Source organism: Pseudomonas abyssi (genome assembly GCF_002307495.1).
Taxonomy (GTDB): domain Bacteria; phylum Pseudomonadota; class Gammaproteobacteria; order Pseudomonadales; family Pseudomonadaceae; genus Halopseudomonas; species Halopseudomonas abyssi.
In genome coordinates this window covers 80,081-106,013 of the sequence record NZ_NTMR01000005.1, presented here as the reverse complement: position 1 = coordinate 106,013, position 25,933 = coordinate 80,081, and the positions used below count along the sequence as shown (strand labels likewise).

The 25,933-nt window shown below is 62.2% G+C and carries 26 protein-coding genes and 1 pseudogene; 12 read left to right on the top strand and 15 right to left on the bottom strand.

What is annotated here, in order from left to right; translation table 11 throughout:
* Positions 1-94: 94 nt before the first annotated feature.
* Both ilvD and CNQ84_RS05160 read left to right on the top strand, forming a co-directional pair.
* Positions 95-1,933, top strand: a complete 1,839-nt coding sequence (ilvD, locus tag CNQ84_RS05165; RefSeq protein ID WP_096003848.1) for a dihydroxy-acid dehydratase — start codon at positions 95-97, stop codon at positions 1,931-1,933.
* 231 nt (positions 1,934-2,164) lie between these two features.
* Entirely contained in the window at positions 2,165-3,826 is a 1,662-nt protein-coding gene (locus CNQ84_RS05160; protein ID WP_096003847.1) for a GGDEF/EAL domain-containing response regulator, read from the top strand.
* A gap of 15 nt (positions 3,827-3,841) precedes the next feature.
* On the opposite strand, the gene CNQ84_RS05155 is transcribed toward CNQ84_RS05160, so the two are convergent.
* The 4 genes from CNQ84_RS05155 to CNQ84_RS05140 are packed head-to-tail and all read right to left on the bottom strand — an operon-like array spanning position 3,842 to position 6,725.
* Positions 3,842-4,351: a dihydrofolate reductase gene (locus CNQ84_RS05155; protein WP_096003846.1), complete on the bottom strand. Its 510-nt coding sequence runs from the start codon at positions 4,349-4,351 to the stop codon at positions 3,842-3,844.
* A complete protein-coding gene (locus tag CNQ84_RS05150) occupies positions 4,348-5,142 on the bottom strand; it encodes a thymidylate synthase (RefSeq protein ID WP_096003845.1) in 795 nt (264 codons plus the stop codon). Before CNQ84_RS05150 ends, CNQ84_RS05155 begins: the two co-directional genes overlap by 4 nt.
* Complete coding sequence (gene lgt / locus CNQ84_RS05145) at positions 5,139-5,933, bottom strand: prolipoprotein diacylglyceryl transferase (protein ID WP_096003844.1); 795 nt, start codon at positions 5,931-5,933, stop codon at positions 5,139-5,141. The genes CNQ84_RS05150 and lgt overlap by 4 nt, the downstream gene beginning before the upstream one ends.
* 9 nt (positions 5,934-5,942) lie before the next feature.
* Positions 5,943-6,725, bottom strand: a complete 783-nt coding sequence (locus CNQ84_RS05140; protein ID WP_096003843.1) for a sulfite exporter TauE/SafE family protein — start codon at positions 6,723-6,725, stop codon at positions 5,943-5,945.
* 200 nt (positions 6,726-6,925) lie between these two features.
* Here CNQ84_RS05140 and CNQ84_RS05135 point away from each other — a divergent pair, with 200 nt between their 5' ends.
* The gene (locus CNQ84_RS05135) at positions 6,926-7,681 is read left to right on the top strand and encodes an NRDE family protein (RefSeq protein ID WP_096003842.1); all 756 of its coding nucleotides are present in this window, start codon (positions 6,926-6,928) and stop codon (positions 7,679-7,681) included.
* Positions 7,682-7,702: 21 nt separating this feature from the next.
* Here the strand turns inward: CNQ84_RS05135 and ptsP are convergent, their stop codons facing one another.
* Entirely contained in the window at positions 7,703-9,970 is a 2,268-nt protein-coding gene (ptsP, locus tag CNQ84_RS05130) for a phosphoenolpyruvate--protein phosphotransferase (RefSeq protein WP_096003841.1), read from the bottom strand.
* A gap of 2 nt (positions 9,971-9,972) precedes the next feature.
* Entirely contained in the window at positions 9,973-10,461 is a 489-nt protein-coding gene (rppH, locus tag CNQ84_RS05125) for an RNA pyrophosphohydrolase (protein WP_083727944.1), read from the bottom strand.
* A gap of 143 nt (positions 10,462-10,604) precedes the next feature.
* On the opposite strand from rppH, the gene CNQ84_RS05120 reads away from it, so the two are divergent.
* Positions 10,605-11,258, top strand: a complete 654-nt coding sequence (locus CNQ84_RS05120) for a histidinol-phosphatase (protein WP_096003840.1) — start codon at positions 10,605-10,607, stop codon at positions 11,256-11,258.
* Between the two features lie 189 nt (positions 11,259-11,447).
* On the opposite strand, the gene CNQ84_RS05115 is transcribed toward CNQ84_RS05120, so the two are convergent.
* A complete protein-coding gene (locus CNQ84_RS05115) occupies positions 11,448-12,641 on the bottom strand; it encodes a class I SAM-dependent rRNA methyltransferase (RefSeq protein WP_096003839.1) in 1,194 nt (397 codons plus the stop codon).
* 173 nt (positions 12,642-12,814) lie between these two features.
* On the opposite strand from CNQ84_RS05115, the gene CNQ84_RS05110 reads away from it, so the two are divergent.
* Entirely contained in the window at positions 12,815-13,693 is an 879-nt protein-coding gene (locus CNQ84_RS05110; protein WP_096003838.1) for an HDOD domain-containing protein, read from the top strand.
* 33 nt (positions 13,694-13,726) lie between these two features.
* The gene (locus tag CNQ84_RS05105) at positions 13,727-14,242 is read left to right on the top strand and encodes a glycine cleavage system transcriptional repressor (protein ID WP_096003837.1); all 516 of its coding nucleotides are present in this window, start codon (positions 13,727-13,729) and stop codon (positions 14,240-14,242) included.
* Positions 14,243-14,296: 54 nt separating this feature from the next.
* Here the strand turns inward: CNQ84_RS05105 and trkA are convergent, their stop codons facing one another.
* Together trkA and CNQ84_RS05095 are read right to left on the bottom strand one after the other, a co-directional pair.
* Positions 14,297-15,676: a Trk system potassium transporter TrkA gene (gene trkA, locus CNQ84_RS05100; protein WP_096003836.1), complete on the bottom strand. Its 1,380-nt coding sequence runs from the start codon at positions 15,674-15,676 to the stop codon at positions 14,297-14,299.
* A gap of 27 nt (positions 15,677-15,703) precedes the next feature.
* Complete coding sequence (locus tag CNQ84_RS05095; protein WP_096003835.1) at positions 15,704-17,152, bottom strand: TrkH family potassium uptake protein; 1,449 nt, start codon at positions 17,150-17,152, stop codon at positions 15,704-15,706.
* A gap of 156 nt (positions 17,153-17,308) precedes the next feature.
* Here CNQ84_RS05095 and CNQ84_RS05090 point away from each other — a divergent pair, with 156 nt between their 5' ends.
* The 5 genes and pseudogenes from CNQ84_RS05090 to CNQ84_RS05075 form a co-directional block, all read left to right on the top strand.
* On the top strand, positions 17,309-18,226 hold the full coding sequence (locus CNQ84_RS05090) for a LysR family transcriptional regulator (RefSeq protein WP_096003834.1): 918 nt from the start codon (positions 17,309-17,311) through the stop codon (positions 18,224-18,226).
* A 76-nt stretch (positions 18,227-18,302) separates the two neighbouring features.
* Positions 18,303-18,650: a DUF7352 domain-containing protein gene (locus CNQ84_RS05085; RefSeq protein ID WP_174704245.1), complete on the top strand. Its 348-nt coding sequence runs from the start codon at positions 18,303-18,305 to the stop codon at positions 18,648-18,650.
* Positions 18,651-18,731: 81 nt separating this feature from the next.
* The gene (locus CNQ84_RS05080; RefSeq protein ID WP_217350053.1) at positions 18,732-19,046 is read left to right on the top strand and encodes a sodium-dependent bicarbonate transport family permease; all 315 of its coding nucleotides are present in this window, start codon (positions 18,732-18,734) and stop codon (positions 19,044-19,046) included.
* 15 nt (positions 19,047-19,061) lie between these two features.
* A complete protein-coding gene (locus CNQ84_RS20640) occupies positions 19,062-19,277 on the top strand; it encodes a sodium-dependent bicarbonate transport family permease (RefSeq protein ID WP_217350060.1) in 216 nt (71 codons plus the stop codon).
* Between the two features lie 192 nt (positions 19,278-19,469).
* Positions 19,470-19,928, top strand: a pseudogene (locus CNQ84_RS05075) (sodium-dependent bicarbonate transport family permease); the annotation flags it as partial.
* Between the two features lie 11 nt (positions 19,929-19,939).
* On the opposite strand, the gene CNQ84_RS05070 reads toward CNQ84_RS05075, so the two are convergent.
* The 5 genes from CNQ84_RS05070 to CNQ84_RS05050 are packed head-to-tail and all read right to left on the bottom strand — an operon-like array spanning position 19,940 to position 23,610.
* Entirely contained in the window at positions 19,940-20,260 is a 321-nt protein-coding gene (locus CNQ84_RS05070; RefSeq protein ID WP_096003832.1) for a DUF6482 family protein, read from the bottom strand.
* Positions 20,261-20,274: 14 nt separating this feature from the next.
* Positions 20,275-20,973, bottom strand: a complete 699-nt coding sequence (locus tag CNQ84_RS05065; RefSeq protein ID WP_096003831.1) for an SDR family NAD(P)-dependent oxidoreductase — start codon at positions 20,971-20,973, stop codon at positions 20,275-20,277.
* 52 nt (positions 20,974-21,025) lie between these two features.
* On the bottom strand, positions 21,026-22,063 hold the full coding sequence (locus tag CNQ84_RS05060; protein ID WP_096003830.1) for a DUF2955 domain-containing protein: 1,038 nt from the start codon (positions 22,061-22,063) through the stop codon (positions 21,026-21,028).
* Between the two features lie 9 nt (positions 22,064-22,072).
* A complete protein-coding gene (locus CNQ84_RS05055; protein ID WP_096003829.1) occupies positions 22,073-23,134 on the bottom strand; it encodes an HlyD family secretion protein in 1,062 nt (353 codons plus the stop codon).
* Complete coding sequence (locus CNQ84_RS05050) at positions 23,131-23,610, bottom strand: MarR family winged helix-turn-helix transcriptional regulator (protein WP_096003828.1); 480 nt, start codon at positions 23,608-23,610, stop codon at positions 23,131-23,133. The genes CNQ84_RS05055 and CNQ84_RS05050 overlap by 4 nt, the downstream gene beginning before the upstream one ends.
* A 162-nt stretch (positions 23,611-23,772) precedes the next feature.
* On the opposite strand from CNQ84_RS05050, the gene CNQ84_RS05045 reads away from it, so the two are divergent.
* Positions 23,773-24,183: a PH domain-containing protein gene (locus CNQ84_RS05045; protein WP_096003827.1), complete on the top strand. Its 411-nt coding sequence runs from the start codon at positions 23,773-23,775 to the stop codon at positions 24,181-24,183.
* A 9-nt stretch (positions 24,184-24,192) separates the two neighbouring features.
* On the opposite strand, the gene mgtE is transcribed toward CNQ84_RS05045, so the two are convergent.
* A complete protein-coding gene (mgtE, locus tag CNQ84_RS05040) occupies positions 24,193-25,815 on the bottom strand; it encodes a magnesium transporter (RefSeq protein WP_096003826.1) in 1,623 nt (540 codons plus the stop codon).
* Positions 25,816-25,933 lie beyond the last annotated feature (118 nt).

Below are 25,933 nucleotides of genomic sequence, written 5' to 3'. Positions count from 1 at the left end.
GCAGTGCACCGGGTCCAGCTGATCGCCGCTTACTGCATGCCGGGCAGCGAATTGGTATGCTTGGCAGTCTGCACTACACCACGAGATCTCCGTCATGCCTGATTATCGCTCGAAAACCTCCACCTTCGGCCGCAACATGGCCGGCGCACGCGCCCTGTGGCGTGCCACCGGCATGAAGGACGAAGACTTCAAGAAACCGATCATTGCCATCGCCAACTCCTTCACCCAGTTCGTGCCCGGCCACGTGCACCTGAAGGATCTGGGTCAGCTGGTCGCGCGCGAAATCGAGAAAGCCGGCGGCGTTGCCAAGGAATTCAACACCATCGCGGTCGACGACGGCATCGCCATGGGTCACGACGGCATGCTGTACTCGCTGCCCAGCCGCGAGATCATCGCCGACTCGGTCGAGTACATGGTCAACGCGCACTGCGCTGACGCCATTGTCTGCATCTCCAACTGCGACAAGATCACCCCCGGCATGCTGATGGCAGCCCTGCGTCTGAATATCCCGGTGGTCTTCGTTTCCGGCGGCCCGATGGAAGCCGGCAAGACCAAGCTGGCCAGCCACGGCCTGGACCTGGTTGATGCGATGGTGGTGGCTGCTGACGACAGCTGCTCGGACGAGAAAGTAGAAGAATACGAACGCAGCGCCTGCCCGACCTGCGGCAGCTGCTCCGGCATGTTCACCGCCAACTCGATGAACTGCCTGACCGAAGCCCTCGGCCTGTCGCTGCCCGGCAACGGCTCGACCCTGGCCACCCATAGCGACCGTGAACAGCTGTTCCTGCGCGCCGGTCGCACCATTGTCGAGCTGTGCCAGCGCTACTACGCCGAAGGTGACGACAGCGTACTGCCGCGCAACATTGCCAACTTCAAGGCGTTTGAAAACGCCATGACGCTGGACATCGCCATGGGTGGCTCGACCAATACCATCCTGCACCTGCTGGCCGCCGCTCAGGAAGCGGAGATCGACTTCGATCTGCGTGACATTGACCGCCTGTCGCGCAAAGTGCCGCAGCTGTGCAAGGTGGCGCCCAACATTCAGAAGTACCACATGGAAGACGTGCACCGCGCTGGCGGTATCTTTTCCATCCTCGGCTCGCTGGCACGCGGCGGCCTGCTGCACACCGACGTCAGCACCGTCCACAGCCGCAGCATGGCCGATGCCATCGCCCAGTGGGACATCACCCAGACCAGCGACGAAGCAGTCCATACCTTCTTCCGCGCCGGCCCGGCCGGCATCCCGACCCAGACCGCGTTCAGCCAGAGCACCCGTTGGGACACCCTGGACGACGACCGCGCCGAAGGCTGTATCCGCAGCGTCGAGCACGCCTACTCGAAAGAAGGCGGCCTGGCCGTGCTGTACGGCAACATCGCGCTGGACGGCTGCGTGGTGAAAACCGCCGGTGTCGACGAGTCCATCCATGTGTTCGAGGGCAACGCCAAGATCTTCGAAAGCCAGGACACTGCCGTCAAAGGCATCCTCAACGATGAGGTCAAGGCGGGCGACATCGTGATCATCCGCTATGAAGGCCCGAAAGGTGGCCCGGGCATGCAGGAAATGCTCTACCCCACCAGCTACCTGAAATCCAAGGGCCTGGGTAAGGACTGCGCGCTGCTGACCGACGGTCGCTTCTCCGGCGGCACCAGCGGTCTATCCATCGGCCATGCCTCCCCCGAAGCAGCGGCCGGTGGCGCCATTGGTCTGGTGCAGGATGGCGACAAGGTCCTGATCGACATCCCCAACCGCAGCATCAACCTGCTGGTGTCAGATGAAGAGCTGGCTGCTCGCCGGGCGGCTCAGGACGCCAAGGGCTGGAAACCCGCCGCCTCGCGCCCGCGCAAGGTCAGCACCGCGCTCAAGGCCTACGCCCTGCTCGCCACCAGCGCCGACAAGGGCGGCGTGCGCGACAAGACCATGCTCGAAGGGTAAACCTGCCGGCGCAGGGGCGTCCGCCCCTGCGCCAACTTTCTGCCTTTTCATCGCGTAGCACATTTTTTCAGCCGACGCATTGACACTGAAGGCATTTAGCCATACCGCTGGTCGGAGATTTCGGCCATTGACTCAACAGCAGAGGTGCTACAAAACCGTGACGGCGTTAACATACCGCCGTCAACAATTTGTGCATGGACGATAACAAGCTCCCACAACAGAGCACACCTAATGGATCCCGCACGCACCATACTGCTGGTTGAAAGCAATCCCACCAAGCGCGAGCAACTGCTCGGGCTTTGCCGTTCCTCTTCGCCGCAAGCGCAGGTCGAGATCTGCACCAGCCCGCGCGAGGCCGTCTCGCGCCTGAGCCAACAGCCCTACAGCGCTTGCCTGCTGCCCAACGACCTGGGCCTGCTGAACGAAGCCCGGCGTACCGCCGAACATACCCTGTTCCTGCTGATCAGCGACGATGACAACGTCGAACGCGACGCGGGCGCGATTGCCGAGGGTGCCGACGACATCCTGCCGCGCGAGACGCTCAGCAGCGAGAGCCTGCAACGCGCCCTGATCAATGCCGAGCGCCGCCGCGACAGCGGCCGCAAACTGCAGGAAATGGCCCGTCAGGATCCGCTCACCGGGCTGGGCAACCGTGCCCTGCTGGAAGCCGAGCTGGACCGCATGATCCTGCGCGGCCAGCGCAGTCCGACCGGCTTTGCCCTGCTGTATATCGACCTGGACTACTTCAAGCAGATCAATGACAGCTTTGGTCACGGCCTGGGCGACCTGCTGCTGGCCGTGATCGCCAACCGCCTGCGCCGCACCATGCGCCAGGACGACCTGATTGCCCGTATCGGCGGCGACGAGTTCGTCGCCCTGCTGAACGATCTGCACGACCCGAACGACGCTGCGCTGATCGCCAGCAAGATTATCCACGCCCTGAGTGAACCCGTGACGCTCAGCGGCCATCATCTGCTGGTCTCGGCCAGTGTCGGCATTGCCACCTACCCGAGCCACGGCTCTACTGCGGCCGAGTTGCTGCAACACGCCGACCAGGCGCTGTACCGCGCCAAGGCCAACGGCCGCAACGGCTATGCCTTCTTCAATCCGCAGAAAGATGCCGCTACCCGGCACAACCTGGACATCGAACAGGGCCTGCGGCACGGACTGCTCGAGGGTCAGTTCCGTCTGCATTACCAGCCGATTGTCGACACCCGCAACGGTGACACGGTCTCCTGGGAAGCCCTGCTGCGCTGGCAACACCCGCAACTGGGCCTGCTAACGCCGGACGCTTTCCTCAAACTGGCCGAGCACAGTGGCTTGATTCTGCCGATGGGGCACTGGGTCATCGCCCAGGCGCTGGATGCCGTCAAGCAATGGCTGGATGCCGGCATCCAGTGCCGACTGTCGATCAACCTGAGCGACCGCGAATTGAAGCAGCCGCGCTTTGCCGAGCAGCTTCGCCAGTTGCTGGAGCGCAGTCAGGTGCCACCGCAGATGATCCAGCTGGAGCTGCGCGAAGACACCCTGCTCAAGCACGCCAACCAGGCCAGTAAACTGTGTCAGGCGCTGCATGCACTGGGCGTGGAGATCTGGCTGGATCACTTCGGTTCGGAATACGGCGCGCTCGGCTATCTGAGCCGTCTACCGATCACAGGTGTGAAGCTCGACAGTCGCGAGCTGGTCGGCAGCAAGGGAGAGGAACACGGCGCCTACCTGCAGAGCCTGATCACCCTGTCGCGGCAAATGGACAAGCAGGTGGCAGCCAACTATGTCGAAGACGCGCGTATCGCCGACCAGCTGTCACGCTGGGGCGGCAACCTGCTGCAAGGCTACTGGATTGGCCACCCGCGCACACTCGACGAGCTGATCAGCCAGAACGCGCTGCACTGAGCCACGGGGCGCGTTTCAGCGCCGCTCAAGCACCTGATAGACATGCGCTGGATAGCCATCGCCAGCCGCCACCGCACGCTCACTCGCCAGCGTCCAGGCCTGCTCATCAAACGGCGGAAACCAGGCGTCGCCCTCAGGCTCGGACTCGATACGGGTCAGATACAGGCGATCGGCCTGTTCCAGGGTTTGGCGATAGAGATTTTCGCCACCAATCACCATCACCTCAGCAACACCATCAGACAAGGCTTTCCGACGAGCAAAAGTCAGCGCAGCGGCAATGGAATTAAACACCTGTGCGCCCTCGATCTCCAGACCCGGCTGCCGCGAAACCACGATATTGGTCCGCCCCGGCAACGGTCGCCCCAAAGAGTCGAAGGTCTTGCGGCCCATCACGATGGGCTTGCCCAGCGTGGTGGCCTTGAAGTAACGCAGATCCTCCGGCAGGTGCCAGGGCATGGCGTTGTCGCGGCCGATCACGCGGTTACGCGCCATGGCTGCAATCAGCGACAGCTTGATCTCGCTCATACCGCCACCGGCGCCTTGATGTGCGGGTGCGCCTGGTAGCCCTGCAACTCGAAGTCCTCGAAGCGGAAGGCAAACAGATCGCGCACCTCGGGGTTGAGCTGCATGGTCGGCAGCGGCAGCGGCTCGCGGGTCAGCTGCAGGTCGGTCTGTTCGATATGGTTGGCGTACAGGTGGCAATCGCCCCCCGTCCAGATGAACTCGCCCGGCTGCAGGTCGCAGACCTGCGCCACCATCAGCGTCAGCAGCGCGTAACTGGCGATGTTGAACGGCACACCGAGGAAGATATCAGCCGAGCGTTGATAGAGCTGGCAGCTCAACTTGCCGTCTGCCACATAGAACTGGAACAGCGCATGGCAGGGCGGCAGCGCCATCTGGTCAACCAGCGCCGGGTTCCAGGCCGAGACGATCAGGCGACGGGAGTCCGGGTTGCTCTTGATCATCGCAATCAGCTTGCTGATCTGGTCAATCGACTCACCATTGGGCGCCGGCCAACTGCGCCACTGATAGCCATAGACCGGCCCCAGGTCGCCATTCTCGTCTGCCCACTCGTCCCAGATGGAGACGCCGTTTTCCTTCAGATACCGGATGTTGGTATCGCCCTGCAAAAACCACAGCAGCTCGTGGATGATGGACTTGAGATGACACTTCTTGGTGGTCACCAGCGGAAAGCCCTCGGCCAGATCAAAGCGCATCTGATGGCCAAACACACTGTAAGTGCCGGTGCCGGTGCGATCACTCTTAAAGGTGCCGTTCTCGCGCACGTGGCGCATCAGGTCGAGATATTGTTTCATGCGGTGCGCCCCTCACGCCGGTAGGCCAGCCCCATCAACAGGGCGCCAAATACAATCATGGGAATACAGAGTAGCTGACCCATGGTCAGCCAATCGAAGGCCAGATAGCCCAGTTGCTCGTCCGGCACGCGGACAAATTCCACGGCAAACCGGAAGCAACCATAACAGATGGCAAACAGGCCGCTGACCGCCATGGTCGGACGCGGCTTGCGTGAATAGAACCAGAGAATCGTGAATAGGGCGACGCCTTCCAGCGCAAACTGGTACAGCTGCGACGGATGGCGTGCCAGCTGCTCGGGGTCAGTCGGGAAGACCATGGCCCAGGGCAGGTCGGTCGCCTTGCCCCACAGCTCGGCATTGATGAAATTGCCGATGCGACCGGCGCCCAGACCGATGGGGACCAGCGGCGCGACAAAATCGACCAGCTCGAAGAAGCGCTTGTTGTGCTTGCGGGAGAACCACAGCAGCGCCAGCAACACACCGAGCAGGCCGCCGTGAAACGACATGCCGCCTTTCCATATTTCCAGGATCAGCACAGGGTTGCTGATATAGGCGCCCAGATCATAGAACAGCACATACCCCAGACGCCCGCCGGCGATCACCCCGAGGGCCACCCAGAACACCAGGTCAGACAGCGTTTCCTTGCTCCAGGTAGGGTCAAAGTCGGCCAGCCGACGCTTGGCGAGCCACCAGGCACCGCCGATACCGATCAGGTACATCAGGCCATACCAGTGGATCTGCAGCGGGCCAATGGCCACTGCGACCGGGTCAATTTGCGGATAGGTCAGCATGCTCTATTCCTAGACAAGAAAGTTGATTCCAACACACAGCAGCAGCAGGGCAAACAGGCGCTTGAGCACATCCTGGGATAACCGATGTGCCAGGCGAGCGCCAAAGCCCGCAAACAGCATACTGGTGGCAGCGATACCGACCAGCGCCGGCAAATACACATAGCCCAGACTCCATGACGGCAGTGCGGTTTCATGCCAGCCGGTAACAATAAATGACAACGCACCGGCAACCGCAATCGGCAGACCACAGGCCGACGAGGTGGCGACCGCCTGCTGCATCGGCACACTGCGCCAGACCAGAAAGGGCACGGTCAGCGAGCCACCACCAATGCCGAAAATCGCCGATGCCCAGCCGATGACACCACCGGCCGCGCCAAGAGTCGGCTTGCCCGGTTCGCCCAGACTGGCTTTAGGCTGCAACTTGAACGCCATCTGGATAGCAACACAGATGGCAAACACCCCAATGATCTTTTGCAACAGCGGTCCGCTGATCTGCGCGGCGGTCAAGGCACCCAGCACGGTGCCCAGCACAATACCCACGGTCAGCCAGGCGAACAGATACCAGCGCACGGCGCCCTTCTTATGATGCGCGCGAATGGCATTGATAGAGGTAAACACGATGGTGGCCAGCGAGGTGCCCACCGCCATATGCGTCAGCACCTCGGCGTTCATGCCCTGCAGCGAGAAGCTGTAGACCAGCACAGGCACGATAATCATGCCGCCGCCCACGCCAAACAAGCCGGCAAGAGTGCCCGCAAATCCACCGAGGACCAGATAGATCAGAAACTCCACAATACCCCCAGACTGCCCGCCGGACTTAAGGAGGCACTGACTAATGCCACTCGCAGAGGGCTGGCGAAATGCATCAGCGCATCCCTGACGCGCAAAGCCGCTAGTCTACTTAAATCCCCCCGCTGGCGCACCGACATCGTGCACTGCCGCCGCCACAACAGGTAGACTCCAAGGACAATTAAAAAGGAGCCTAGAGCCGTATGTGTTTGATTGCCTTTGCCTGGCAGACGTCCAAGCACCACCGCCTGACCCTGATCGGCAACCGTGATGAATTCCACCGCCGCCCCACTCGCCCTCTGGACTGGTGGGACGATCTCGACCAACCCGACCTGCTCGCTGGCCGAGACCTCGAAGCCGGTGGCACCTGGCTGGGCGTCACCCGCGACGGGCGCTTTGCCGCCGTCACCAATATTCGCGCGCCGGGTGCGGCCAAGGCGCCGCTGTCACGGGGCCAGTTGCCACTAAACTACCTGCAAGGCCGACAAACACCCGAGGCCTTTATGCAGCAGCTGGCCGCCCAGCGCGAACAGTACAGCGGTTTCAACCTGCTGGTCGGCGATGCCGACGCACTCTGGTTTCTCAACAGTCTCGACGGCCAGCCTCGCGAGCTCGGCCCCGGCATATACGGCCTGTCCAACGCCGACCTGGACAGCCCCTGGCCAAAAACCGGCTACCTGCGCGACGCACTTTCTGCAGATGTGGACGCAGACAGTGAGCACCTACTGAGCCTGCTGGCCGACAGCCGCAGCTACCCGGATGAGCAACTGCCCGCCACCGGCATCAGTCAGGAGTGGGAGCGCATGCTGGCACCGGCGTTCATTACCGGCAACCGCGAATACGGCACCCGCGCCAGCAGTCTGCTGCGAATCGGTCACGATAACGGGATTAGCCTGATTGAAAAACGCTTCGGGCCATTAGGTCAGCCGGAGGGGGAGCGCCTCTGCGAGTGGGCCTGAGGCGCTCGCAGGTCAGCCGTGCTAGCGCGGCTGGCTGAGCACCTTGCCGAGCCCCATGCGGCGCAACGCCAGGTGCAGGGTACTGAGCACCAGATGCGGGTTATCCAGCTCGATCACCTCGTCGAGCAGCGCCTTGGCATCAGTCAGCTTGATCTGACGCAGCAGCCACTTGACCTTGGGCAGGTTGGTGGCGTTCATCGACAGGGCGTCGCAGCCCATGGCCATCAGCAGCACTGCCGCAGCCGGGTCGCCCGCCATCTCGCCGCACACGCTCATCGGCTTACCGGCCTCACGACAGGCCGTTGCCACCTTGATCAGCGCCTGCAGTACTGCCGGGTGCAGCGAGTGATACAAATCGGCCACGCGCGGATTGTTGCGATCAACCGCCAGCAGATACTGCGTCAGGTCGTTGGTACCCACCGACAGGAAATCCACCATCTGGATCAGCTCGCGCGCCTGATAGACCGCCGCAGGCACCTCGATCATCACACCGACTGGCGGCATCGGCACGTCGACCCCTTCGTCCAGCACCTCACTGTAGGCACGGTGAATCAGGTGCAGCGCCTCTTCCACCTCAAACAGGCTGCTGATCATGGGCAGCATGATGCGCAGGTTATTCAGGCCCTGACTGGCCTTGAGCATGGCCCGCGTCTGCACCAGGAAGATTTCCGGATGATCCAGCGTCACGCGAATGCCGCGCCAGCCGAGGAACGGGTTTTCTTCGTCAATGGGGAAATAGGTCAGCGCCTTATCACCGCCGATATCCAGCGAGCGCATGGTGACCGGCAGCGGGTGGAAGGCTTCGAGCTGCTCGCGGTAGGTCGCCTGCTGCTCCTTCTCGCTGGGGAAGCGATCCTGAATCATAAAGGGCACTTCGGTGCGGTACAGCCCGACACCCTCGGCGCCCCGATCAAGTGAACGCGCCACATCGGCCTGCAGGCCGGTGTTGACCATCAGCGGCATACGGAAACCGTCGAGGGTGACACAGGGCACGTCACGCAGTTTCTCCAGCCCCTGGACCAGCTCACGCTCCTCGCGTACCAGCTCCAGGTAATGCCGACGCAGCTCCGGGGACGGGTTGGAATACCCCTCGCCGCGGTTACCGTCGACGATCAGTTCCATGCCGTCGAGCCGGGTGTAGGGCAGGTCCAGCGCGCCCATCACCGTAGGAATGCCCATGGCCCGTGCCAGAATGGCGACGTGAGAGCTACCTGAGCCGAGCACCGACACCAGGCCAACCAGTTTTTCCTTGGGCACCTGCCCGAGCATCACCGGCGACAGCTCTTCGCTGACCAGAATAGTCTGATCGGGGAGTACCAGCTCCTGGCGACCGACCTCCTGCAGATAGGCAAGAATACGCCGCCCCAGATCCTTGACGTCCGCCGCACGTTCGCGCAGGTAGGGGTCATCCATCAGCTCGAAGCGGGTCACGTGGGCCAGCACCACCTCACGCAGTGCGCCCTGGGCCCACTGGCCGGACCGGATGATACGGGTCACTTCATTGCCCAGCGCCGCATCGTCCAGCATCATCAGGTAGACGTCGAACAGCGCCAGCTCTTCCGGCCTGAGCTGGGAAGACAGCTTGCTGGACAGCTGCTGCATGTCGGCACGCACCGCGTCCAGCGCCCGACGGAACAGGGCAATCTCGGCGTCGACATCCTGTATCTGCTTGTCCGGCACCGATTTCAGGTCCGCCGGAGGCAGAATCACCACCGCATGCCCCATGGCAATACCCGGCGCCCCGGCAACGCCGTCGAAGCGGGTATCCTGCACCACTTCGCCACCCCAACCGAGGCCGCCGATGGCGCCGGTTGCCTCGGCATGGGCAATCACACCGGCCAGCTGCGCACTCATGGTCACCAGGAAGGCTTCCTCGCCCTCGTCAAACTGGCGACGCTCTTTCTGCTGCACAACCAGCACGCCCATTACCCGCCGGTGGTGGATGATGGGGACACCCAGAAAGGAAGCAAAGCGCTCTTCGCCGGTCTCGGCAAAGTAACGAAAACGGGGGTGGGAGGCAGCATCCTCGAGGTTGACCGGTTCTTCGCGGGCGCCGACATAACCGATCAGACCCTCGCTGGTACCCAGGGTCACCGCGCGCACGGCGTCCTTGTTCAACCCCTCGGTGGCCATCAACACGTAGCGACCGATCTCCGGGTTAAGCAGGTAAACCGAGCACACCTCGGTGCCCATGGCCTCGCGCACACGCTGCACGATAATGTCCAGAGCCGCTGCCAGATCTCTGGCAGAGTTGACCTCTTGGACAATACGACGCAGCGTGTTGAGCATCATCAACTACCCGGTAAACTGGAAAGCAGACGGGGCGCCAATTCTTTCATGGCGCGGCGGTAAACATCACGTTTGAACGGGACAACCTGTCCCAGAGGATACCAGTAGCTGACCCAACGCCAACCGTCGAATTCCGGTTTTGCGCTGCGCGTCATGCACACGCGCTGATCTTCACTTTTCAGCCGCAACAGAAACCACTTCTGCTTCTGTCCGACGCAAACCGGTTGCGAGTGACTGCGAATCAGCCGCTGCGGCAATCGATAGCGCAGCCAGCCACGGGTGCAAGCCAGAATTTCGACATCGGCAGGCAGCAGACCAACCTCTTCATGCAGCTCGCGGTACAGCGCCTGCTCTGGACTCTCGTTGCGCTGAATCCCGCCCTGCGGGAACTGCCAGGAGTCCTGACCGATGCGTCTGGCCCAAAGCACCTGACCCAACTCATTGGTCAGGATGATGCCTACATTGGGTCTGAAACCATCGGGGTCAATCACAGCCGTTATCCTTGTACAGTAACCTCCGCATTGTTCCACAAAGGACGCCGGGGCGGCAATTCTGGAAGCGCCTCCTCGGCGTGGGCAAATGCGCGCAGACTGCTTTATCCTATGCAGCCGTTTCCCAGCCTTGGAGAGCTGCCTTGTCACTTGCCATCTTTGATCTCGACAACACCCTGCTTGGCGGGGACAGCGACCACGCCTGGGGCGAATTTATCGTTGCCCACCGCATTGTCGACCCGGAGCAATACCAGGCACGCAACGACCAATTCTTCCACGACTACCTGGCCGGCAAGCTGGATATTCAGATCTACCTGAATTTTTGTCTGGCGCTGCTGGGCGAGCACTCCCAGGACCAGCTCGACGCCTGGCACGCGCAGTTCATGCAGGAGAAGATCCTGCCGATCGTGCTGCCCAAGGCGCAGGCGCTGATCGAGCGTCACCGTCAGGCCGGCGACACCCTGATGATCATCACCGCCACCAACCGCTTCATCACCGGCCCGATCGCCCGTCACCTGGGCATCGATCTACTGCTGGCCACCGAGTGCGAGCGCAGCGAGGGTCGCTACACCGGCCGCACCACGGACATACCCTGTTTCCGCGACGGCAAGGTCACGCGCCTGGAGCGCTGGCTGCTGGAAAACAACCGCACTCTGGAAGGCAGCTACTTCTACAGCGACTCGCACAACGACCTGCCGCTGCTGGGCATGGTCGACCACCCCGTCGCCGTCGACCCCGACGACACCCTGCGCGCCCATGCACAGGCGCAGGGTTGGCCGGTTATCAGTCTGCGCTGAAGCGCAGCAGCGGCAAGCGGCAAGCGGCAAGCAAAAACCAGATTCGCACCTGCAGCGAGATCCTCACGGGTTTGAATAAGGAGCTGCCGCTACCGTCAGCATAAAAAAACCGCGCGGTTCAACTCCGCGCGGTTTTTTCTTGCAGCTTGAAGCTTGCGGCTTGCAGCTCGCCGGCGCGAAGCCGGCGCCTCAGGCCGGCGTCACCCGACAAAACAACGCCTTGATATAACCGGTTTCCGGAATCGCCGGGTGCAGCGGGTGGTCGGCGCCCTGGAAGCCGCGCTCGGTAATGATCAGGTTGCGATCCAGGTGGCGGCTGGCGCCCAGCAGGGCGTCGCGCAGGCGGTCTTCTTCCAGGTGCATCGAGCAGGAAGCGGAGACCAGAATGCCGTCCTTGTTGAGCAGACGCATGGCCTGTTCGTTGAGGCGACGATAGGCCGCCTCGCCGTTGCGGATGTCCTTGCGTTTCTTGATAAACGCCGGCGGATCGGCAATCACCACATCAAAACGCTCGTTCGCCCCCTTGAGCTCACGCAGCGCCGCCATCACGTCACCCTCAACGACCGCCATCTTCTCCGCCACACCGTTCAGCTCGGCGTTGGCTTCGACGCAATCCAGCGCCGGCGCCGAGCTGTCCACGCACATCACCTCGCTGGCACCAAAGGCCGCCGCCTGCACGCCCCAGCCGCCGATGTAGCTGTACAGGTCGAGTACCCGCTTGCCAGCCACGTAAGGGGCGAGGCGGGCACGGTTGGCACGGTGATCGTAAAACCAGCCGGTTTTCTGGCCGTCACGTACCGGCGCCTCGAAGCGCACGCCGTTCTCTTCCAGCGCGACCCGTTCGGGCATCACCCCAAAAGCATCCTCGACGTAGGCGTCCAGCCCTTCCAGCTTGCGCGCGCCGCTGTCGTTCTTGAACAGCACCGCCTGGGGTTTGAACACCTGCACCAGCGCTTCAACGATCTGGTCGCGTACCCGCTCCATGCCGGGGTTGGCGATCTGCACCACGAAGTAATCACCAAAGCGGTCCACCACCAGCCCGGGCAGCAGATCGGACTCGCCGTACACCAGACGATAGAAGGGTTTGTCGAACAGGCGCTCGCGCAGACTCAGCGCCACCTTGAAGCGGTGCACCAGCAGTGACTTGTCCAGCAGGTGGCCGGTATCGCGACCGAACAGGCGAGCACAGATCAGGTTGTTGGGGCTGACGCACACCAGGCCCAAGGGCTTTCCGCTGCTGGTTTCCAGCTGGGCCTGCTGGCCGGCCTCAAAGGCCGTCAGCGGCGTCTGTGCGGTATCCACCTCGTTACTGAAAACCCACAGGTGCCCTGCGCGGATGCGCCGTTCGGCATTAGCTTTGAGACGCAGACTGGGCAGTGACATGAGAAACTCCTGGGGAACAAGCGGGATGTAAAAACACAGCGACCGATTATACAGGCTGTCGGCCCTTCGCGCCGCGCCAGCGAAGGGCCTTTGCGCCAGAGCCTCGCGGGGGTTTCCCAAGCGCCCCCCTGTGGCGCTAAACTCGGTGATTCAGCCACCAGCGGATCACGCCCATGAATGCCGAACTCACCGACCAGCAGATCAGCAGTGCACTGCAGGGCATCAGCGTGCCACCGCAACCACAGATCATGGTCGATCTGCAGATGGAACAGCTGATGCCCGACCCGGACCTGAAAGCCATCGCCCGCCTGATCAGCCAGGACCCGGGCTTGTCCGGCAGCCTGCTCAAGGTAGTCAACTCGGCGTTCTTTGGTCTGACCAACCGCATCAGCTCGATCCAGCAGGCGGTCAACCTGCTGGGTGTGTCGCGCGTCGTCAACATCGTCAACGCCCAATCCATTCGCGGCGAGCTGACCGATGAAAACATCGTCAATCTGAACCGTTTCTGGGACAGCGCCCAGGATATTGCCGTGACCTGCATGACGCTGGCCAAGCGCATTGGCTGCGTAGAACCGGATGAAGCCTACGCGCTGGGGCTGTTCCACAACTGCGGCATTCCGCTGATGCTCAGCCGCTTTCCCTACTACATCGAAGTGATGGAAGAGTCCTACGCACAGAACGAGGTGCGCATCGTCGATGTGGAAAACCAGCGCATGAATACCAACCACGCGGTAATCGGCTATTACACCGCCAAATCATGGCGGCTGCCGCCACACCTGTGCGAAGCCATCGCCAGCCACCACAACGCCGAGCAGACCTTTCTGTCGCCGCTGGGCAAGGATGTGGAACAAAAGAACCTGCTGGCGATTCTGAAGATGGCAGAGCATATCTGCCAATCCTACCGAGTGCTCGGCAACCACCCGGTGGATCACGAATGGAACGCCGTCGGCGCGGCCATTCTCGAATACGTTGGCCTGTCGGATTACGACTTTGAGAACCTGGAGGCTACCTGCCAGGAAATGACCGCCACCGGCGAAGGTCGTTACTATTAAACCGGCCCGCCACCGGCCCAAAGGAGACACCCCATGACCACCCCGCTCGTACTTACCGTCATTTCAGCCGACAAGCCCGGCCTGGTAGAGAGCCTGGCCCAGACCATCAACCGCCACGGCGGCAACTGGCTGGAAAGCCGCATGGCGCGTATGGCCGGTCAGTTCGCCGGTATCCTGCGGGTTGACGTTGGCAACGATCAGCTCGAAGCCCTGCGCATCGACCTGGAAGGCCTGACCAGTCTGGGCATCAACGTACAGGTGGCGATCAGCGGCCAGGCCGAGGAGCCGGTGCAGAGCGCGCTGATTCTGAATCTGGTCGGTAACGACCGCGCCGGCATCGTGCATGAAGTTTCGCGCGTGCTGGCCAGCCATGGCGTGAACGTCGAATCGCTGGAAACCGAATGCGTGCCTGCGCCGATGAGTGCCGACATGCTGTTCAAGGCCGAAGCCCACCTGGGCGTGTACCCGCAGACTGACCTGGATGCCCTGCGCGATGCGCTGGAGAATCTGACCGACGACCTGATGGTCGAACTGCGCAACGCGGACTGAGCTAACAGACGGCGCGTTCAGGCACCTCAAGCCCCACCTGAACGCGCCAGCCCGTCACAGCAAAAACGTCAGCCCCACCTGGAACAGGCGCTCTACCGCCTGCATGTCACGCTTGTCCGGCACCAGCACGATGACATGATCCCCCTCTTCGATCTGGGTGCTGTCATGGGCAATAATCACATCCTCCCCGCGCACCACAGCGCCGACCATGGCGCCGGGCGGCAGCGGCAGTTCGTCGATGCGCTTGCCAACCACCTGCGAGCTTTGCGGATCACCGTGGGCAACCGCTTCCATGGCCTCAGCGGTGCCACGACGCAATGAGTGCACCGCCACCACGTCGCCGCGTCGCACGTGGGTCAGCAGGGCGCCGATGGTGGCCTGCTGCGGTGAGATGGCGATATCGATACTGCCGCCCTGCACCAGCTCGGCGTAGGCGGGGTTGCTGATCAGGGTGATCACCGTGCGCGCGCCCATGCGCTTGGCCAGCATGGACGACATGATGTTGGCTTCATCGTCATTGGTCAGGGCCAGAAAAACGTCGGCCGACTCGATGCTCTCTTCCAGCAACAGCTCACGGTCCGACGCACTGCCGTACAGCACCGTGGCCTTGCGCAGGCGCTCGGAAAGATACTGACAGCGCCCCATATCCTGCTCGATCACCTTGACCCGGTAATCGTCCTCCAGCACGCTGGCCAGCCGCGCGCCGATATTGCCGCCACCGGCGATCACCAGGCGTTTGTAGGGCTTCTCCCGGCGCCGCAGCTCATTGAGCACCAGCCGAATGTCGGGGCGCGCAGCAACAAAGAACACCTCGTCACCATCCTGAATCAGGGTATCGCCGTCAGGCACCACCGCGTGATTCTGGCGAAAGATGGCCGCCACGCGGATTTCTACCGCCGGCAGGCGCTCGCGCAGCGCGGAAATACGCTGGCCGACCAGCGCGCCACCGGTCGTCGCGCGGACGGCAACCAGCTGTGCCAGACCACCGGCAAAGTTGATCACCTGCAACGCGCCAGGGTAGCGAATCAGCTTCTTCAAATGCTGGGTGATCAGCGCCTCCGGGTTGATCAGCACATCCACCGGCACCGCCGCCTTGGCAAACAACGCGTGATTCTGCTCCATGTAACCCGGCTCTCGTACCCTCGCCACCTTGTTGGGCACATGGAACAGGGACTGCCCAACCTGACAGGCAATCATGTTCACCTCGTCGCTGTTGGTCACGGCTACCAGCATGTCGGCATCGTCGGCACCGGCCTTGGACAGGGTCACCGGATGCGCGCCATGGGCGCACAGGATGTTCACATCGTGCAGCTCGTGCACCATCTGCAGGCGGTCCGGATTGGTATCCACCACGGTTATGTGATTCTTTTCACTGACCAGATGTTCGACCAGACTGCGGCCCACCTGGCCGGCGCCAAGAATGATAATGCGCATCAGACTGTCTCCCCGGATCCCATGTATTCACCCACGCCAGAACATGGGGGTAAAGAGTACCATCAGCGTCAGCAACTCCAAGCGTCCCATCAACATGGCGAACGACAGCAGCCACTTGGCCGCTACCGGCAGGCTGGCAAAGTTACCCGCTGGCCCGACAATGTCTCCCAGCCCCGGACCGACGTTGGTCAGCGCCGTCGCCGCGGCGGTGAGACTGGTCATCAGGTCCAGTCCCATCAGCGCCAGCAGCAGAGTGACGACCGCCAGAGTGACAAAGAACAGAAAGGAAAAGGCCACCGCCGAGAGAATGATGTCGTCCTGCACCGGCCGGCCGTTGTACTGGGTAACGAACACCCCGCTGGGGTGAATCAGCTTGCGGATCTGACTGCGCAGAAACAGGTAGCTGAGCTGAAAGCGAAATACCTTCATGCCGCCACTGGTCGAGCCCGAGCAACCACCAATAAAGGTGACCACAAAGAACAGCGCAATACTGAAGCTGCCCCACTGGGTGTAGTCGGCCGAGGCAAACCCGGTGGTGGTAATCACCGAGACAAGGTTGAAGGTCGCCTGGGTAAAGGCTTCGAACGGCGCGAACACGTGCAGGTCGATCAGATCGGCGGTCAGCACCAGCGACACCGCCGCGATGATGGCAAAAAAGCCCCGCACCTGCTGATTTCGCAGCAGATCCATCGAGGGGCGGCGGAAGAATCCGATCAGCAGGGTGAACGGCAAGGCGCTGAGCAACATGAACAGGATAGAAACCCACAGTGTGCCCAGCGAGAACCGGCCCATGGAACGATCGTCCGTGGCAAAACCACCGGTGGAGACGGTCGCCATCGCATGGTTGACCGCATCAAACAGGCTCATGCCCGCCAACCAGTAGCTGAGCACACAGCAGACTGACAGGGTCAGGTAGGTCAGTACCAGCAGGCGCGCCAGCGACTGCACGCGCGGAATCGACTTTTCCGACCAGTCCGACGATTCGGTGTGGAACAGCCGCATGCCGCCCACCCGCAGAAACGGCAGGATGGACACCGCCATGCCGATCACCCCCAGGCCGCCGAGCCACTGCAGCAGTGAGCGCCACAGCAACAGGCTGGGTGCCAGATGCTCAATGCCACTGAGAATGGTCGAGCCGGTCGTCGTGATGCCCGACACGGCCTCGAACACGGCATCTTCGGCGCTCAACTCGAAGTGGCTGAAAAACAGAGGCAAGGCGCCGAACAGCGACATCAGCACCCAGCTCAGACTGGTCAACAGGTACAGCTGACGCGAGACCAGATGAAAGCCGCGATCACGACAGCTGAAGACCAGCAACAGACCGCAGCCAAGGGTAATGCCGAACGAGATCAGGAAGACTTCCATCTCCGGGTCCTGCCGCCACCAGGCAAAACAGGCAACCGCGAGCATCAGCCCTGCCATCAGCAGGGTCAAAATGCCACAGACAAAGAGTACTGGACGCAGAAAGCGCGCCATACAACAGCCCCCAACGGCGCAAGAATGCAGCACATGATAGCCAAAGCACGGCGTCGGTGCCCGCTTTCGCTGTCACGCCAACAGCCGACGCTGCAGGTCGGGCCCCGACAGGCTACCATGGCTCGACGGGGCGACTCGCACGGCCGGGAGACACATGTGGACCATCTCAGCCTTCGTCATCTGCACTATTTCTGGATGATCGCGCGCAACGGCTCCATCGTACGCGCAGCGGAAATTCTCAAGCTATCGCCACAGACATTCAGCGGCCAGCTGGCTACTCTGGAAGCCAACCTGGGCAATGCACTGTTTCAGCGCCGGAATCGCTCGCTGCAGTTGACCAACTTCGGACAGACCGTCTTTACCTACGCAGAGGAGATCTTCCAGAGCGTTCAGGCGCTGGACGATCTGCTGCAGCAACCACCGGAAACACGCCCTCTCAACCTGTCCGTAGGCATTGCCGCATCCATTCACAAACTCATCGCCTATCATTTGACCGCGCCGGCACTGGCGCTGTCGCGGCCGGTCCACCTGCGCTGCCAGACCGGGGAAACCGGCGAACTGCTGAAACGCCTGGGGCGCCGTGAGCTGGACATCCTGCTGACCGACCGCCAGCCCGACTTCAACGACGCCGGGCAGTTCCGGGCCACTCAGCTCGCCAGCTCCTCCATTTCCCTGTTTGCAGCACCCGCGCTCAGCGATCGACTGATGTCGGGATTTCCGGCCAGCCTGGATCACCAACCCTTCCTCACCACCTCCCTCAACGCGCCCTACATCAACGACTTGATGAACTGGTTCGCCGCTCAGCGTATTCGTATCAACGTGGTCGCCGAGGTGGATGACAGCGCACTGATCAAGGTATTCGGGCGGTCAGGGCTCGGCTACTTTGCAGCCCCCACGGTGATTCGCGAGGAGGTATGCAGGCAGTACGAAGTCACCTGCATTGGCGCCATCGAGCAGGTACGCGAAACCCTCTACGCTGTCACACGCGGGCGCTCCAGCAGCAACCCGGGGGTGAACGCGTTGCTGCATGCGCGCCCAGACCTGGATGACAGCATCGAAAAAACCGAACAATAAATAAGAAATAACTCTATTTATTACGATCTCTTGCCGCGCGATCCTAGCCACGTCATCCCCGGCTCGGAGAACAGGCATGAAGACCATTCACCAGTACATCCTGAACAGCGACAAGAAGACCACCACCCTCGCGCTGCGTGAAGGCTACCGGATAGTGCGCTGCGAGTACCTGTTGGCACAGAAGAAGATTTACCTCTGGGTCGAAGAGTCGCTAAGCATCGATCTGCCGACCATCCAGCGCCAGTTCGTGGTGATCGAATCCGGCGCCGCGGTGCCGTTGAGCTACCGTCACGTCGACACCGCTCTGGATCCTTTCGGCCCGCAGGCTTTTCACGTCTACGAGGTAGCCCAGCCGCATGAAAACCAGCACGCCGGGCATTTCGCGCGACCAGCAGCAACGCTGCATCAGGCCCAGCCAGCCTAACGGCTAAACAGCGTGACCAGAGCCCCGAGATCGGGGCTCTTTTTTGCCCGCCCCACCCACTACCCGCAGGACTGCCGCGCAATGCCCGACATCATTGTCATGTTTTTTATCCTCGGCCTGATTGCCGGTTCGGTACGCTCGGACCTGGCCATCCCCAAGGCGGTCTACGACATTCTGTCACTGCTGCTGATGTTGACCATTGGCCTCAAGGGCGGCATGGCGCTGCACGGCAACCTCAGCTGGTCGTTGCTGGGCGAGGCGCTGGCGGTCACTGCGCTTGGCTTTCTGATCCCCCTGCTGCGTTATCTGGTCAAGCTGACGCTGGCCGACGCCGCGAGCTTCTGCGCGCACTACGGCTCGGTCAGCGCCGGCACCTTTGCCGTCGCACTGGCCTGAACCGAGTCGCGCGGTCTGGCTACCAGCGGTCAGGTAACGCTCTATCTGGTGCTACTTGAGTTACCCGCCATTCTGACCGGCCTGTGGCTCTATCGCCGCTTCACGGCCGGCGGGCAACAGCGCGACGACAACGCCGTTCCGCTGTGGCAGGAAACCCTAGGGTCTGTTGCCGTTTCGTTCACCCGCCTGTTGCAGCCTGTAAAGCCGCCAATCAAGGAGCGAGAAGCGTAGCGTGGTCATTCCACGTAAGCGACGAGCGACGCCGAGTGGCGGCTTTACAGGCGCAACCCGCAGGGCCGGGGTCATTTTTCGGCCATGCTGCGTTGTCGGTCGCTCATGTGGACTAACCACACTGCACTCCCTCCGCCTTGCATGGCCGAAAAATGACCTCCGGCAGGCGAGTGAACGAAATGGCAACAGACCCTAACCAACCGCAGTGTGATCCTGCTGGTGGGTGGCCTGATCATCGGCATGCTGTATGGCAAGCACAACGGCAGTCAGGTTACTGCGCTGCTGACCCAGGCCTTCCCGCTTATCCTCGCCCTGTTCCTGCTGGAGATGGGGTTGGTCGCGGCCAAGACGTTGCGCAAGATTCAGCTGCGCCACTGGCGTGTGATTGCCTTCGCGCTGTGCACACCGCCGCTGCTGTCGCTGGCGGGGCTGTTCACCGGCATTGCGCTCGGACTGACGCCGGGAACGACCATCGTACTTGCAACGCTGACCGCCAGTGCCTCGTACATCGCCGCCCCTGTCGCCGTGCGACACGCCATCGAAGACGCTGACATCGGTCTGGTGATGCTGGCATCACTGGGCATCACCTTTCCCTTCAACGTATTGATCGGTATCGAGCTATACGCCAGCTTGCTTGCCTTGCTCGGCTGAGTCAGCGCGCTTCAACTGCCCGGAGCCGCAGCCACCCTCAATGGCAGGCGCAGCGGCTCAACCGGCCCGCTGCGCGCGGCGCAGGCCTCATCATGCGCAACGTACTGCACCAGCGCACAGGGCAGCGCCTGCAACACCGGACACTGGCCCAGCAGCGCGCGCACCTCGCTGATCGAGCGCAGGCAGTAGCGCTTGCCGCGCCTGTCCTGCACGGTTTGGCAGCCATCTGCCAACTGGGCCCGCAGCATATAGCGCCCGCCTTGCAGCGACAGTACCTCCAGCGCGTGGACCTGACCTGCGTTGGCCCGGCTAACCAATTCTGCCAGCGTCATACACTCGCTCCCGGTTACCAGGGTACGGCTTGCCCGTCATAAGCATAGAAATGGCCACTCTCAGCGGCGGTGCTGTTGTCCACCACCGTCAGCAGCTCGGCCGCCGCCTGGCGCGCAGGCCGGGCCGCCGCCGCGCCCCGGAACGGTTGTGATAACGGAGAGATGACCGTACCGGGGTGCAAACACAGCAGCCGCGCCTGCGGGTGCTTGCGCGCATGCTCGATGGCTGCGGTCTTCAGCAGCATGTTGAGCGCAGCCTTGGACGCGCGATACCCATACCAGCCACCGAGACGGTTATCGGCAATACTGCCGACCCGGGCGGACAACACGGCCAGCGCGCCACCCGGATCGAGCAGCGGCAGGAAGTGCCGAAGGACCAACGCCGGGCCGATGCTGTTGACCTGAAAGACCTGCTGCAACACATCGGCATCCAGCGCGGCCTGGGACTTCTCCGGTTGAATGTCGGGACCATGCAGGACACCGGTAGCCAGCAACATCAGCTGAAAGGGCGCTGCGCCCGCCAGCGCTTCAGCGGCGGCGGCGATGCTCTCGGGCTCCTGCAGGTCCATGCCCGGTGTTGTCCGGCGCCCCAGTTCGACTACCTCGGCGCAGGCCGGGTCGCTGCGCAGCAGCTGGCAAAAAGCGCTACCTAGCGCACCGCTACTGCCGATCACCAGCGCGCGGTAGTCGTCCCCAAAAGATGTCAACTGCAATGCAGCACTCCTGTCTCCATGCCGCGCAGCTGCAGCCCCCCAGCTCTGGCGCTCAGGTCTGCAACCGCGTGGCGGCAAAACGGTTCAGCAACAGGTGCATCAGATACACACCGGTCAGCGACAGCACCACCGCGACCGAGAGCGACCAGAACCGATAGAGGTCACTATAGAACAGGTCCTGCCGGGGCGAGAGGTACTGGCCAAACAGGATCGACATGGTGGTCAGTGCGGCAAAGCCGGCACCCGTGCCCCCTTCCAGCAGATGAATACGGGCAAACAGCATAAGACTGACCCACAGCCCCACCGCGACAAAGGGCAGCACGTCAAAGTGGTCCATCAACACGAACTGCACCAGCAGCCCGACGTTACACCCCACCAAGGTCCCCAGCGCCCGGTTCCAACCGGCCGGCCCTGCCCCCTTCCAGTTCAGCGGAAACAGGACCAGGATGCTGGCCACCTGCGCCGACAGGCCGCTTTGCAGATTGAATACCTGAAACACGATAAATGACAGGGTTGCCACTGTGGTGGCCAGAATCACCTCATGACGTTGGTTGGTCAACGGCTTGACCGGCATCTGCCGTGGCTGGCGCGGCGCCACATCGGCGAATACCACATGCATCAGCATGGCGATGCCCAGGGTGGTGAACACCGAGACGATATTGGAGGCGACGATGTCACCGATGTCAGCCGAGGGGTAACTGGCGAAGTGCAGCTGCATCGACATATTGACGATCGACATGGCCCCGAACAGGAAGTGACTGCCTGCGCTCATCTGCCGAAACAGCACCGCGAACATGCCGGCCACCAACACGATCATAGGTACCGGCTTATCGCCGAACAGCCCCTGCACCACCAGCACGGACAGGCTGACCAGCAGCATATTGGCGAGGAACTGGCGCATGATATGCCCGTTCAGCGTCGGCACCATGCCCAGCAGCAAAATGGGCTGCACCACGAAGAAGGCACCATAGTTCCAGCCCATCAGCTTGCACAGCACAAACCCCAGGGTGCCGCCAAAGGCAATGCGCAGACATTGGCGCACATCGTTGGCATCCAGGTGGCGTTTGCTCATCAGCAGTATGGGTTTCATCACCGGACCTCAGTAGATGTAATGCATCAGGCTGACCAGACGGATCTGCGCACCGCCGAGCAACGCGGCTAGCCCGCCCACCGGGTACAGCTGCACCGTGGCCCGGGCACCTGTGGGCAATTGTGCCAGCAGTTGCGGCTCATCCAACTGCAGATGGATGCGCTGACGCTGCGCGTCACGGACCCAGCGGTCAGAGGTTTCCGGAGCGGCCAGGGAGCCGTCGGGCAGCAGTTGTCCCTGCTGCGTGCCAGCATCGACGGCCGTCACGCTAGCGTCGAACACGTGTCCCGGCATGGCATCAAAGACAATGGCGGCGGCTTCACCGCGCTGCATGTGTACCAGCGACTTCTCGCGAAAATCGGCAATCACGTCAGCGTCATCGCTGACCAGCGCCGCCAGCGAATTTCCCACACTGGCGAAGGTACCGGGCTTGACCTGCAGGTTGGAGATAACCCCGGCACTCTGTGCACGTACCTCGGTGTAGCTCAGATTCAGCTCGGCACGCTCAAGATCGTTGCGCGCCTGACGCAGGCGCAGGTTGTCCTCGTCGGTCAAACCGCGTTGCACGCGCAACTGCTCGGCACGCGCCTTGGCGCTGGCCAGGCTGGACTGCGCCGCCTGATAGCTGGACTGGGTCTGGTCGTACAGTTGCTGCGACACGTTGCGGCTGGCCAGCAGGGTCGACAGGCGGTTGTGTTCGCGGGCCAGCTCATTGACCTGCACTTGCGCCGCGCGGACATCGGCCTCCGCCGCCGCCAGCGAGGCATCGTAACCGGCGTTGTCGCGCTCAGCTGCCTCCAGTGCCAGCTGCGCCTGTTGCACCGCCAGCTCATAAGGGCGCGGATCGATACGAAACAGCACATCACCTGCCTGCACGTGCTGATTGTCGGTGACCGGCACCGCAACGATCTGACCACTGACCTGGGGTGCCACCCGGATGACCGGGTGCATGACCCGGGCCTGCGGGGTCAGCGGCATCCACAAGTCCGCTGCCAGAAAGTAGACAAACACCACAGCGAACAGCACCAGTGATGCGCGCACCCAGCGCGCGAATACCTGATCGGGTGTCATTGCTGTTCCTCCCCGGAGCCAAGCAGGCCGCGTACATTGGCTTCCATTTGCAGCAGCACCTCGGCGCAGGCATCCAGCTGGGCGGCACTCAGCCCCTGATAGATCTGCTCACGTACCCGTTCGACGTGCACCGACAGATCGGCCACCCGCTGACGGCCTGCGGCAGTGAACCACAATGTATGCACCCGCCCGTCGGCCGGATCGCGTCGACGTTCGATCAGTTGCTGCGCCTGCAACTGGTTCAACGTGCGCGTTAACGACGGCATCTCGATAGCCAGTTCATCGGCCAGCACCTGCTGGGTGCAACCTTCACCGAGCTTGGCCAGGTGCAGCAGCACCGCCCAGCGCGCCTCGGTCATGCCCAGCTCACCGACCGCCTGATTGATCGCACTGCGCCAAAGGCGGTGGAGTCGCCCCATGGCGGCGCCCATCGAGGGGCGCAGCGTTTGATGCAGCGCAGGTTTGTTGTCACTCATGCCTCACCTCAATTACTTAGCTTGCTAACCAACAGTCTACGCCGATCAAATTATTTAGCAAGCTAAGCATTGGTGCCGTGACGGAACAGCCTGTCGCGCCGCGGGTCACAGTCAGGCTACAGTTGAGCCTGATCACCAGCCACAAGGGAGAGGAAGCACCGCATGTCCTACATCGAAGAGTCGCTATCGAGCGGCGAGACCATCCACAAGGTCTTCCAGCTGCACTGGTTTGCCAGGGTGCCCATGTACTGCTGGCTGGTATTGGGGCTGATCACCTTCGGGCTGACCTGGCTGATTGCGCTGTATGAGTACTTTCGCTTGCGCTCCATCGAGCAGGGTGTGACCAATAAGCGGGTGATCCTCAAGACCGGGATCATCAGCCGGCATACCGAAGAGATGAAGCTCAGTTCGATCGAGACCGTCGAGATCGAGCAAAGCATCTGGGGACGGATGTTCGGTTACGGCACGGTCAAGCTGACCGGCCGCGGCATCAGCGATGTGAAGTTTCGCAACATTGACGATCCGATGTACGTCAAACGCGAGATCGAAAGCGTCAGCAATCCAATCGACTGAGCGGCAGGCTCAGAGCAGAAACAGCGTCGCCAGTCCAAGGAAGGCCAGAAAGCCCACCACATCGGTGACGGTCGTCAGAATCACGCTACCGGCCAGCGCCGGGTCAACCCCGAAGCGGCGCAGCAGCAGCGGGATCGCCAAGCCAGAGACCGCCGCGCAAAGCAGGTTGAGCAAGATGGCGGCGGCGATCACCGCTCCCAGCTGCCAGTTGCCGAACCAGGCAACAGCCAGCCCAGCCACCACCAAGGCCCATAGCACACCGTTAAGACAGGCAATGCCCATTTCCTTGCTGAGCAGCAGCCGCGCGTTACCGCCTTCTACCTGGCCCAGAGCCATCCCCCGTACCACCAGAGTCAGCGTCTGACTGCCGGCGATCCCGCCCATGCTGGCCACAATCGGCATCAGCACGGCCAGCGCCACCAGTTGCTCCAGCGTACCCTGGAACAGGCCAATCACCCAGGCGGCCAGAAAGGCGGTCACCAGATTGATCCCCAACCAGACCGCACGGCGACGGCTGCTGGTCAAAACCGGCGCGAACATGTCTGCCTCATCATCCAGGCCCGCCATACTCATCATCGCCCGCTCGGAGTCTTCGCGGATGATATCCATCACGTCATCCACGGTGATACGGCCGATCAGCAACTGGTTCTCGTCAACCACCGCCGCCGACAGAATGTCCAAATCCTCGAAGCGACGCGCGACGTCCTGACTGGGCAGCATCACATCAAAGGGCTGAAAATCGGCGTCCATGACATCGCTGACCACCGAGTCCGGCGTGCTGGTCACCAGCCGACTGAGGCGCAATACGCCCTGATAGCGGTTCTTGCGGTCGACCACCATGACCTTGTCGGTGTGGTCCGGCAGGTCTTCCAGCAGCCGCAGATAACGTAATACCGAGCCCACCCGCACATCAGCGCGCACCGAGATATGGTCGGTGTTCATCAGACCGCCAGCGGAGTCTTCCGGGTAGGACAGCATCGACAGCAACTGCTGACGCTTGCGCACGTCCATCGCCTGCAGCAGCTGTCGGCCACTGCCGCTGGGCAGCGCCTGAATCAGGTCAACCAGGTCGTCGAGATCAAGCTTGCGCGCGGCAGCAACCAGCTCGTCCTCCTCCATCTCCAGCGCCAGACGCGCGCGTACTTCGTCATGCAGATGGACCAGAATCTTGCCCGCGCGCTCGGCGTCGAGCATTTCCCAGACGCTGCTGCGCTCGGCCGGCGGCAGCGCTTCAAGCAGACCGGCCGCCTTGGCCGGATGCATCTGCCGGAAAGCCTTGCCCACGCGCTTGAACTTGCCTGCCTCCAGGGCATCACGCACGCGAGCGATCTGCGTCGCCGCGCCGTCACCCTCCTCGCTTTCTTCCGCCAGATCGGATTCTTCCGGCTCGCGGCGCAGCTGGGCACCCAACAGCGGGCTCAGGTGCTTGAGTACCTGCTCCTCCGACTCGTCCTCGATTTGCTGCCAGAGCGCGGCTCGCAGCTCGCCATCCAGCGCCTCCAGAAGACTCGCCACCTTGCCTGGATGCATACCGCGCAGCAGCTTGCGCACCCGCTTGCGCTTGTCGCGCTGCAGCGCCTCGACGATGGCATCGAGTTCAGTGCGAATGCTGAGGCTGTCGGTATCGGTCATAGGCAGGCAGGTTCCGGCAGGGGGAGGAAGTACAACAATGTACCGTCGGAAGACGACATGCACCAGAACAGGGTCACCGGTAAAAACCACACACAAACCACATACGCAGCACAAAGGC